The organism is Streptomyces sp. NBC_00691 (genome assembly GCF_036226665.1).
In the GTDB taxonomy this organism is placed as follows: domain Bacteria; phylum Actinomycetota; class Actinomycetes; order Streptomycetales; family Streptomycetaceae; genus Streptomyces.
The window spans coordinates 3,408,940-3,420,025 of sequence record NZ_CP109007.1; the positions used below are offsets into that span (position 1 = coordinate 3,408,940).

Here is an 11,086-nt window from a genome sequence, read left to right on the forward strand (position 1 = left end):
CCGTCGTGAAGGTGCCCCCGTGGAGGAATCTCCACGGGGGCACCTTCCTGCGTGCGGCAGGGCGTCAGCCGGTGTTGCGCAGGCCCGCCGCGACGCCGTTCACGGTGAGCAGCAGGGCCCGCGCGAGCAGCGGGTCCGGCTCCTCGCCGCGCTCGGCGGCGCCGCGCTGGCGGGCGAGCAGGGCGACCTGGAGGTAGGAGATCGGGTCCAGGTAGGCGTCGCGGATGGCGAAGGTCTGCTGGAGCACCGGGTTGGAGTCCAGGAGCTTCTCGCCGCCGGTGATCCTGAGGACCTCGGCGACGGTCAGCGCGTGCTCGGCCTCGATGGTGTCGAAGACGTGCTTGAGCTCGTCGGGGACGAGGGTGTCGACGTAGTGGCGGGCGATCCGCAGGTCGGTCTTCGCGAGCGTCATCTCGACGTTGGAGAGGAAGTTGCGGAAGAAGTGCCAGTGTTCGTGCATCTCGCCCAGGACCGCTTCGAGGCCGGCCTCGCGCAGGGCCTTGAGGCCGGAGCCGACGCCGAACCAGCCGGGGACGATCTGGCGGGACTGGGTCCAGCCGAACACCCACGGGATGGCGCGGAGTCCGTCGAGGGAGACGCCGGAGCCGGGGCGGCGGGAGGGCCGTGAGCCCAGGTGCAGGTCGGCGAGCTGGTCGACGGGGGTGGAGGCGAGGAAGTACGCCGGCAGGCCGGGGTCCTCGACGAGTTCGCGGTACGCGGTGTGGGCGGCGTCCGAGACGGTGTCCATGGCCGCGTCCCAGCGGGCCAGGGCCTCGTCGGACTGGCGCGGCGCGGTGTGCAGGGCGGAGGCCTGCAGGGTGGCGGCGACGGTCAGTTCGAGGTTCTCGCGGGCCAGGGACGGGATCAGGTACTTGTCGGAGATGACCTCGCCCTGCTCGGTCACCTTGATCTCGCCCTCCAGGGTGCCCCAGGGCTGGGCGAGGATCGCGTCGTGCGAGGGGCCGCCGCCGCGGCCGACGGTGCCGCCGCGGCCGTGGAAGAGGCGGAGCCGCACGCCGTAGCGGTGGGCGACGTCGCGGAGCCTCCGCTGGGCCCGGTGGATCTCCCACTGGCTGGTGGTGATGCCGCCGAACTTGGAGGAGTCCGAGTAGCCGAGCATGACCTCCTGGACGTCGCCGCGGAGCGAGACGAGGCGCCGGTAGGAGGGGTCGGCGAGCATGCCGTCGAGGATGACGTCGGCGGCCTTGAGTTCGTCGGTGGTCTCCAGGAGCGGCACGATGCCGATCTTGGCCCAGCCGCCGTGGAGGTCGATCAGACCGGCCTCGCGGGCGAGGACGGCGGCGGCGAAGACGTCGTCGGCGCCCTGGCACATCGAGATGATGTAGGACTCGATGACCTCGGGGCCGAAGCGCTCGAAGGCTTCCTTGATGGTGTGGAAGACACCGAGGGTCTTCTGTCCGGCGGCGTCGAGCGGGGCGGGCGTCGGGGCCAGCGGGCGGCGCGAGCGGAGCTCCTTGGCGAGGAGCTTCTGCCGGTAGTCGCGCGGCATGTCGGCGTACCGCCAGGACTCCTCGCCGAGGCGGTCGAAGAGCTGCCCGAGGGCGTGGTGGTGGGCGTCGGCGTGCTCGCGGACGTCCATGGTGGCGAGCTGGAGGCCGAAGGCGGAGAGGGTGCGGATGGTGCGGTCCATCCGGCCGTCGGCGAAGAGCGCGCCGCGGTGCTCGCGCAGCGAGGTCTGGATCAGGGTGAGGTCGTGGACGAGCTCGGCGGTGCCGAGGTAGTCGCGGCCGTCCTGGTGGGGGGTGCCGGAGGCGAGGCGCTCGCGGGTGTTGACGAGCTTCTGCCGGATGCAGGTGGCCTTGAGGCGGTACGGCTCCTCGGCGTTGAGGCGCTTGTAGCGGGGGCTGATCTCCGGGAGGAGTTCCAGGTCGCGCTGGAGGGAGTCCAGGAGTTCCTGGGTGGCCCCGGCGTAGCGGATGGAGTTGGAGAGGAGTCCGCGCAGGTAGTCGACGAGTTCGAGGGCGTCGGTGATGCCGTGCTCGTGCTGGAGGATCAGGACGTCCCGGGTCACCTGGGGGGTGACGTTGGGGTTGCCGTCGCGGTCGCCGCCGATCCAGGTGCCGAAGGTGAGCGGGCGGGTGCCGGCGGGGAGTTCGACGCCGACGCGCTCCAGCTCGGCGGCGAGGTCCTCCAGGACGTCGCCGACGGCGCCGGCGTGCAGCTCGTCGAGGTAGTAGATGGCGTTCCGGGCCTCGTCGGCGGGCTCGGGGCGGACGACCCGGAGTTCGTCGGTCTGCCAGATGAGGTCGATGTTCTCGGCGAGCCGCAGGTCGTGGCGGCGCCGGTCGGCCTCGATGACCGGCGTCTCCAGGAGCGCGGCGATGCGGCGCAGCTTGTTGAGGACGGAGCGGCGGGCGGCTTCGGTGGGGTGCGCGGTGAAGACGGGACGGACGTTGAGGTTCTTGACCGTCTCGCGGACGTGCTCGGGGTCGCCGTCCTTGAGCATGTCGACGGTGCGGGCGAGGAGGCTGCCCTCGGCGGCGCGCTTCTCGCGCATCTCGCGGCCGCGGTGGACCTGCTCGGTGACGTTCGCGAGGTGGAAGTACGTGGAGAAGGCGCGTACCAGCTTGGCGGCGGTCTCGAGTTCGACGCCGCGCAGCAGCTCGGCGGCGGCTTCGCCGTCCTCGCGGGTGAGGCCGCGGACCCGCTCGACGAGGTCGAGGAGTTCGTGGCCCTCCTGGCGGACGAGTGTCTCGCCGAGGAGATCGCCCAGTCGGCGGATGTCGGCGCGCAGCTCGGCGCTGGCGGTGGGGGTCTGGTCGGCACTGCTCACAGGTGCGGCTCCTTGCAGTGTTTGAGCACGTCTGGAGGGGTTCTGGAGGCTTGCGGACCGCGCTGTCCGACGCACCCAGGATAGGTGTCCACATTGTGGTCGGAGGGCAGGGCCCTCTTGTGCCCCCTTGCCGCGCGCCACGGCGCTGCCATACTTACGACGCCGTAGGTTACGGAAGCGTAGCCTCGTGCTCTTTTCATACCGTTCCGCTCTCTTTCATCCTCATCCCTTCATCCCCATGGGACACCTATGACCACCAGCCCTGAGTTGCTCGAAACCGAACAGGACCCCCTGCCCTCCGGCACGCTCGGCGGGGACAAGAAGCGATCGATCGAGCAGATCACGCTGCTGCTGTTCATCACGGTGCCCTTCATCGCCCTGATCGCGGCGGTACCGCTGGCCTGGAGCTGGGGCGGCGTGTCGTGGCTCGATCTGGGGCTGATGGTGGCGATGTACTACATCGGCTGCCACGGCATCACGATCGGCTACCACCGTTACTTCACCCATGGTTCGTTCAAGGCCAAGCGGCCGCTGCGGATCGCGCTCGCGATCATGGGTTCGCTGGCGGTGGAGGGTCCGCTGGTGCGCTGGGTGGCGGACCACCGCAAGCACCACAAGTTCTCGGACGCGGAGGGCGACCCGCACTCGCCGTGGCGTTTCGGCGAGACGGTGCCGGCCCTGATGAAGGGCCTGTGGTGGGCGCACATCGGCTGGATGTTCGACGAGGAGCGGACGCCGCAGGCGAAGTACGCGCCCGATCTGATCAAGGACCCGGCGATCCGGCGGATCTCCCGTGACTTCATCTTCTGGACGATGCTGTCGCTCGCGATCCCGCCGGTGGTGGGCGGTCTGGTGACGATGTCCTGGTGGGGCGCGTTCACCGCGTTCTTCTGGGGCTCGCTGGTGCGGGTCGCGCTGCTGCACCACGTGACCTGGTCGATCAACTCGATCTGTCACGCGGTGGGCAAGCGTCCGTTCAAGTCGCGGGACCGTTCGGGCAACGTGTGGTGGCTGGCGGTGCTGTCCTGCGGGGAGTCCTGGCACAACCTGCACCACGCGGACCCGACGTCGGCGCGGCACGGGGTGCTGCGCGGCCAGGTCGACTCCAGCGCGCGGCTGATCCGCTGGTTCGAGCAGGCGGGCTGGGCGTACGACGTGCGCTGGCCGGCGAAGGAACGCGTCGAAGCCCGCCGCCAGAGCGCGCCCGCAGACGCGGCATGATGGAAGACGTGGCGATCGACGGCAGGACCAGTGGCACCGGCAGCGGCGAGCAGAAGCCCCGGCGGGGCCGCCGGGTGCGGATGACGGGCGCGGAGCGCCGGGAGCAGCTGCTGGACATCGGCCGGACGCTCTTCGCCGAGAAGGGCTTCGAGGGCACGTCGGTGGAGGAGATCGCGGCGAAGGCCGGGGTGTCCAAGCCGGTGGTGTACGAGCACTTCGGCGGGAAGGAGGGGCTGTACGCGGTCGTGGTGGACCGGGAGATGCGCCAGCTCCTCGACGGGGTGACGGGCGCGCTGACGGCGGGGCATCCGCGGGAGCTCCTGGAGCAGGCGGCGTTCGCGCTGCTCGACTACATCGAGAACTACACGGACGGTTTCCGGATTCTCGTACGGGACTCCCCGGTGGCTCAGTCGACGGGCACGTTCGCGTCGCTGATCAGTGACATCGCGACGCAGGTGGAGGACATCCTGGGTCTGGAGTTCAAGGCCCGGGGCTTCGACCCTAAGCTGGCGCCGCTGTACGCGCAGGCGCTGGTGGGCAGCGTGGCGCTGACGGGTCAGTGGTGGCTGGACGTCCGCAAGCCGAAGAAGGCGGAGGTCGCGGCGCATCTGGTGAATCTGGCGTGGCACGGCTTGGACGGCCTGGAGCCGAAGCCGGGGTTGATAGGGCGCCGCAAGAGCTGATGCCCGGAGGGTCCGGACCCGGCAGCCGGGCCCGGTCCGCGGTTGCCGGGATATCTCGTTGAAGAGGTGTCGGACCCGGAAGATATGCTCCCCCCATCCGGAGCGGCGTTCGCCCTTCGTACGCGCTTTCTATCGTACGAACGCGTCGCGAACCCTCGTTCCGGGCCATCGACACTCTGATCCCTGGGGGGGATCTCTTGCTGTTCCTGAACTCCACGCGTTCCCGTCGGGTCGCCGCCTGCACCGCGCTCGCCCTCTCGGCCGGCATGCTGCTCGCGGGCCCGGCGTCCGCCGACACCCCGGTGCCGGTTCCGTCGGTCGAGAAGGTGAAGCCCTCCTTCACGCAGCCGGAGCTGACGCTCCCGAAGAAGGACGCCGTCCGCACCGGGGAGGGCGCCCGCACGGGGAAGGACGCCGCCCGTGCCGGCGCCGCCTCCGCCGAGGCCGCGTCCCTGCCGCTGTCCGACCTGGACGGGGACGGCCTCGACGACTTCATCTACCGCGCGATCGACGGCGAGCTCTACTCGAACACCTCGATGGGGACGGAGAGCCTCTTCGACCTCTACCGCTTCGAGGACGTCGCGAAGGACATCGTCCCGATCGGCAACCAGAGCGGCAGCACCACCGAACCCGAGGTGCTCGTCCTCTCCGAGAACGGCACGCTCACCCTGTACAGCGACGCCGACCCGTCCGGCACCCCGTACTCCAAGGTGGTGGGCGGCGGCTGGCAGATCTACAACAAGGTCACCTCGCCCGGCGACGTGAACGGTGACGGCCGCGCCGATGTGCTCGCCCGCACCCTGGACGGCGCGCTGTACCTGTACCTGGGCACCGGCAGCCCGAGCGCGCCGCTCGGCGCCCGGATCCTGGTCGGCAGCGGCTGGGGCGCCTACGACCAGATCGTGGGCCTCGGTGACGGCACCGGCGACGGCAAGGGCGACCTGTACGCCCGTGACACCGCCGGCACGCTGTGGTTCTACGCCGGTACGGGCGACAAGAACAAGCCGTTCGGTCCCCGCAAGTCCGTCGGCGTCGGCTGGGGCGCCTACAACCAGATCCTGCGCGGCGGTGACGGCGACCTGCTGGCCCGTGACGACGCGGGCACGCTCTTCTACTACGCCGCCAACGGCAACGGCACCCTGGGCGGCCGCCGTCAGCTCGGCGGCACGGGCGACCTGACGGGCATCACCCAGCTCGCCGGCGCGGGCAACGTCCCGTACACGGGCAAGGGAAGCGTCATCGCGACCACCCCCGGCGGGGCGGCGTACGTCTACGTCAACACCGCCACCGGCAAGCTGGCCCCGCGCGTGGAGATCCTCGCTCCGGGCGAGGCGAGCGGTCTGACCCTCTCGAACCTGTCCTCGCTCAACGCGGACGGGTTCGCCGACGTCGCCGTGACGGCCGCCGGCGACCCCTACGGCGATCTCTACATCGGCGACTACATGATCGGCAGCGGCTGGGGCGTCTACAACGCGCTCGTCGGCCCGGGCGATCTGAGCGGCGACGGCAAGGGCGACCTGCTGGCCCGCGACCGCTCCGGCATCCTGTACCTCTACAAGGGCAACGGGCAGGGCTCGGCGTTCGCGACGCGCGTCAAGGTCGGCTCCGGCTGGGGCGCGTACAACAAGATCCTCGGCGCCGGCGACTTCACCGGCGACGGCCGCACCGACATCGCGGCCCGCACCTCGGGCGGCGACCTGTACGTGTACCCGGGCACGGGCAACGCGGCGGCCCCGTTCAAGGCCCGCGTGAAGGTCGGCAGCGGCTGGAACACGTACGGCAAGGTGATCGCCCCCGGCGACCTGAACGCCGACGGCAAGGCCGACCTGCTGGCCGTGACCTCGGGCGGCGACCTGTACCGCTACCTGAACACGGCGCCGAACAAGTTCTCGGCGCGGGTCAAGCTCGGCGGCGGCTTCCAGATCTACAACACCATGTCGTAGCACCGTCTCCCGGACACCTGGGGCGCCCCGTACCGGACCTCCGGTACGGGGCGCCCCCCTTCCCGCGGGTCTCTGTCACCCCCGGGCGGTATGCTCCCGAGGACCCGGGGGTGTTCGCCCTTCGCATGCGCTTTCTGCCGTACGGAGGTGCCGCGGACACCCGTCCCCGGTCCGACGACATTCTGATCCCTGGGGGGGATCTCTTGCGTTCTGTGCACTCCACGCGTGCTCGCCTCGCGGCCTGCACCGCCCTCGTTCTCTCCGCGGGCATGCTGCTCGCGACTCCTGCGTCGGCCGACCGGCCCGCGCCGCCCCACCTCGCCGTCGAGAAGCCCGCGGCCGACTTCACCGCGCCGCCGCTGACGCGGCCGATGCCCGCCGCGGCCCGCGCCCGTGCCACCGGCGCCGACGCGTCCGCCACCGCCACCGAGGGGTCCAGGGTCCCCGATTCGCTGTCGGACCTCGACGGCGACGGCGTGAGCGACCTGATCTACCGCGGCTGGGACGGCAGGATCTACACCTCCCTGGCCGCGACCGGCGGCGGAGTCCTCGACGGGACCGCTTCCGTGCCCCCGAAGGACATCGTTCCGATCGGCAACCAGGACGCGGTCGGCGGCGGCCCCGAGATCCTGACGCTCTCGGAGCAGGGCGCCCTCACGATGTACGCGGACGCCACGCCCACCTCGGCGTCGTACGCGTGGCAGGGCCAGGGCTGGCAGATCTACAACAAGCTCTTCTCGCCCGGCGACGTGAACGACGACAACCTGGCGGACCTGCTCGCCCGCGACACCGGCGGCAACCTGTACCTGTACTACGCGACGGGCTCGCGCAGCGCGCCGTTCTCGGCGCGGGTGAAGATCGGCACCGGCTGGAACATCTACGACCAGCTCGTCGGCTTCGGTGACGACAACCGCGACGGCTGGTCCGACCTGTACGCCCGTGACACCGCCGGCACCCTGTGGTTCTACGCCGGAACCGGCGACAAGAGCCGGCCGTTCGCGACCCGGGTGTCGGCCGGTACCGGCTGGAACATCTACAACACGATCGTTCCCGTGGGCGACGACAACGGCGACGGAAGCGGCGAACTGCTCGCCCGCGACGCCAAGGGCACCTTCTGGTACTACACCGGCAAGGGCGACGGCACCCTGGCACCCCGTACGCAGGCCAGCTCGGTCGGCGGCTGGGAAGGCGTCCCGCAGTTCGGCGGGGCGAGCAACAACCCGGTCGCCGGCACCAGGGAAGGCCTCTTCGCGCGGGACGCGGCCGGCACGATGTTCTGGTACAACAACCGGACCAACGGCCTGCTCTCCGCGCGCGGCCAGTACGGCGACACGGGCGGTTGGCGCGGTGCCGACTACACGCACCTGTCCTCGCTGGACCCGGACAACTCGTCCGACCTCGCGCAGCTCTTCGACAACGGTCTCTACATCGACGGCGTCTTCATCGGCTCGGGCTGGGGCGTCTACAACGCGCTCGTCGGCCCGGGCGACCTGAGCGGCGACGGCAAGGGCGACCTGCTGGCCCGCGACCGCTCCGGCAACCTGTACCTCTACAAGGGCAACGGGCAGAGCACGGGATTCGCGGGCCGCGTCAAGGTCGGCTCCGGCTGGGGCTCCTTCAACAAGATCCTCGGCGCGGGCGACTACACCGGCGACGGGCGCGCGGACATCGTGGCCCGTACCTCGGGCGGCGACCTGTACGTGTACCCGGGCACGGGCAACGCGGCCGCCCCGCTCGGTGCGCGGGTGAAGGCCGGCACCGGCTGGAACACGTACGGCAAGCTGGTCTCGCCGGGCGACCTGAACGGCGACGGCAAGGGCGACCTGCTGGGGGTGACCTCGGGCGGCGACCTCTACAGCTACCTGAACACCACGCCGGGCAAGTTCGGCACCCGGACCAGGATCGGCACCGGCTTCCAGATCTACAACGCGATGTCCTGAGGACCCCGCGTCCGCGTGTGCCGGGCCGCGCGCGTCAGTGGGGCTTGCGGGCGACCGCGAAGATCCGGCGGAACGGGAACACCGTGCCGTGCGGCCCCGGGGGGTAGGCCTCGCGGAGCAGGTCCCGGTACTGCCCGAGGAAGGCGTCGACCGCGTCCTGGTCGTCGCCCAGGGTGGTGAGGACGGGCCGCAGGGCCGTTCCCTTGACCCAGTCGAGGACGGGGTCCTCGCCCTGGAGCAGCTGGCAGTACGTGGTCTCCCAGACATCCGTCTCGCAGCCGAGGTCGGTGAGGCGGGTGAGGTAGTCGGAGGTGTCGAGGATGTGGACGAAACGCCGGCCCTGGTCGCCCAGGCGGCCGCGCCATTCGGGGGTGTCGCAGAGTTCACCGAGGAGGGCGTGACTGGGCGAGGTGAAGTTGCCGGGGACCTGGAAGGCGAGGGTGCCGCCGGGCCGGAGTCCGTCGATCCAGCCGGCGAAGGACTCGGGATGGTTGGGCACCCACTGGAGGGCCGCGTTGGAGACGATCAGGTCGTAGGGCTCGGTGGGGGTCCAGTGCGCGGCGTCGGCGGGCCGGAAGTCGATCCAGCCACCGCCGCGGGTGGTGCCGGACCAGTCCTTGTCGGCCTGTTCCAGCATGGCGGGCGAGAGGTCGAAACCGGTGATGTGGGCGTCGGCCCAGCGGTCCGCGAGGAGGACCGTCACGTTGCCGGGGCCACACCCGAGGTCGGCGATTCGGGCGGGCCGCTCCTGCGCGGGCAGGTGCGGTATTCGGGTGAGCAGGTCGAGGAAGGGCCGTGTGCGGTGGCCCGAGTGCCGGAGGTACTGCTGTGGATCCCATGTCGGCGCGGATGGTGCGGCGGATTCAACGGAATGCATGTTCGAAGCCCCCTTGCTGGAACGAGTTGCCGAAGCGGAACGGAGTTCCGGCCGGGTCCCTTCCCCACAGTCCGGGGAAATATATCTTGACTCCAAGATACTCGACATAGAGAAACTCGACCCCAAGAGACTTTATGTCAACAGACCCTCTACACTGATCGTCATGGAGGACGAGGTCGACCGACTGGTCGCAGCATGGCGCCGCGAGCGCCCCGACCTCGACGTGGAACCGCTCGAGGTGCTCAGCCGCGTCTCGCGGCTCGCCCGGCACCTCGACCGCGCCCGTCGCCTCGCCTTCTCCGAGCACCAGCTGGAGCCCTGGGAGTTCGACGTCCTCACCTCCCTGCGCCGCGCCGGAGCCCCGTACCAGCTCTCCCCCGGCCAGCTGCTGACCCAGACCCTGGTCACCTCCGGCACCATGACCAACCGTATCGACCGGCTCACCAAGAAGGGCCTCGTCGAACGGCTCCCCGACCCCAGCGACCGGCGCGGCGTCCTGGTCCGGCTCACCCCCGAGGGCCGCGACCGCGCCGACGAGGCGCTCGCCGGGCTGCTCGCCCAGGAGCGGGCCATCCTGGCCCAGCTCTCCCGGGGCCAGCGCGGCGAACTGGCCGCTCTGCTACGCCAGCTGACCGCCCCGTTCGACAACGTCCCCGGCTAGTCCGTCCCCCGGCACTCCGGAGAGCGGCGCCTCGCCCAGCTGGGCCGGCCCCACCCCCGCCCGCCGGGCCAGGGCGACCGCCGCCAGGGTCGAGTGCACGCCCAGCTTCCCCAGCACGTTCTGCATGTGCGTACGGACGGTGTGCGGGGACAGGAAGAGGCGCTCGGCGACGGCCTTGCGCCCCAGGCCCGCCACCATGCAGCGCAGCACCTCCCGCTCGCGCGGGGTCAGCGCCTCCACGAGCCGCTCACTGTCCGTCCGGTGCTTGCGGGCCGCCGTCAGCTCGCGCAGCACACCCGTGAGCAGCGCGGGCGGCAGATGCGTCTCGTCCCGCAGGACCCCGCGGACCACCGCGAGGAGCCGCTGGAGCGAGCAGTCCTTCGCGACCCAGCCGGAGGCCCCGGCCTGGAGCGCCAGGGCGGCCCGGTGCGGGTCGTCCTTCTCCGCCAGGACGACGGTGCGGACGGCGGGCTGGATCCCGCGCACGCCCGCGACCAGGGAGATCCCGTCGACGGCGCCCTCGGGGTCGTCCGGCACCGCGCGGGCCACGGCCCCGGCGGGACCGGCGCCCAGCTCGGCGTCGACGAGCAGCACGTCGAACCTGCGGCCCTCGGCGGCGCCGCGCTCCAGGCAGCGCAGTGCGGCCGGGCCGCTTCCCGCGGCGGCGACGTCGACATCGGGCTCGGCGGCGAGCGCGGCGGCCAGCGATTCGGCGAAGACGCGGTGGTCGTCCACCACCAGGACACGGATACGTGCCACGGACACCCCCAAGTGTCGAGGAACGGGAAAACCGAAGCGGGTACGGCGTCGGAGGCGGGTCCGTCATCCGCGCGGCCGCCGCCGTGCGTTGAGTGTTACCCCGCTACCGGCGCCGTACCCGACCGGGTCTCGCCCCCTGAACGGCACCGGCCCCCACCGGCGCTGCCCCTCAGAGTAGGGGCGGGGCGTCACGGCGGGGGCCGATTCA

8 protein-coding genes are annotated in these 11,086 nt (G+C 71.2%); 5 read left to right on the forward strand and 3 right to left on the reverse strand.

Translation table 11 applies throughout. The features are described 5' to 3' along the window. Window positions 1-64: 64 nt before the first annotated feature. Complete coding sequence (ppc, locus tag OG392_RS15230) at window positions 65-2,794, reverse strand: phosphoenolpyruvate carboxylase (RefSeq protein WP_329279603.1); 2,730 nt, start codon at window positions 2,792-2,794, stop codon at window positions 65-67. Between the two features lie 249 nt (window positions 2,795-3,043). On the opposite strand from ppc, the gene OG392_RS15235 reads away from it, so the two are divergent. From OG392_RS15235 to OG392_RS15250, 4 genes are all read left to right on the forward strand, one after another. Continuing rightward, window positions 3,044-4,015, forward strand: coding sequence for an acyl-CoA desaturase (locus OG392_RS15235; protein WP_329279606.1), 972 nt, complete (start codon window positions 3,044-3,046; stop codon window positions 4,013-4,015). Next, window positions 4,015-4,698 carry a TetR/AcrR family transcriptional regulator gene (locus OG392_RS15240; RefSeq protein WP_329287284.1) on the forward strand — a complete coding sequence of 228 codons (684 nt, stop codon included), beginning with the start codon at window positions 4,015-4,017 and terminating at the stop codon, window positions 4,696-4,698. Before OG392_RS15235 ends, OG392_RS15240 begins: the two co-directional genes overlap by 1 nt. A gap of 197 nt (window positions 4,699-4,895) precedes the next feature. Continuing rightward, window positions 4,896-6,641, forward strand: coding sequence for an FG-GAP repeat domain-containing protein (locus OG392_RS15245; protein ID WP_329279608.1), 1,746 nt, complete (start codon window positions 4,896-4,898; stop codon window positions 6,639-6,641). Window positions 6,642-6,853: 212 nt separating this feature from the next. After that, on the forward strand, window positions 6,854-8,581 hold the full coding sequence (locus OG392_RS15250) for an FG-GAP repeat domain-containing protein (protein WP_329287286.1): 1,728 nt from the start codon (window positions 6,854-6,856) through the stop codon (window positions 8,579-8,581). A 34-nt stretch (window positions 8,582-8,615) separates the two neighbouring features. Here OG392_RS15250 and OG392_RS15255 read toward each other — a convergent pair whose 3' ends face one another. Beyond that, window positions 8,616-9,458 (reverse strand): trans-aconitate 2-methyltransferase, encoded by an 843-nt coding sequence (locus tag OG392_RS15255; RefSeq protein ID WP_329279610.1) that lies wholly within the window; start codon window positions 9,456-9,458, stop codon window positions 8,616-8,618. A 163-nt stretch (window positions 9,459-9,621) separates the two neighbouring features. On the opposite strand from OG392_RS15255, the gene OG392_RS15260 reads away from it, so the two are divergent. After that, window positions 9,622-10,119, forward strand: coding sequence for a MarR family winged helix-turn-helix transcriptional regulator (locus OG392_RS15260; RefSeq protein WP_030315385.1), 498 nt, complete (start codon window positions 9,622-9,624; stop codon window positions 10,117-10,119). Here OG392_RS15260 and OG392_RS15265 read toward each other — a convergent pair. Then, a complete protein-coding gene (locus OG392_RS15265) occupies window positions 10,078-10,878 on the reverse strand; it encodes a response regulator transcription factor (RefSeq protein ID WP_329279613.1) in 801 nt (266 codons plus the stop codon). The genes OG392_RS15260 and OG392_RS15265 overlap by 42 nt on opposite strands. Window positions 10,879-11,086 lie beyond the last annotated feature (208 nt).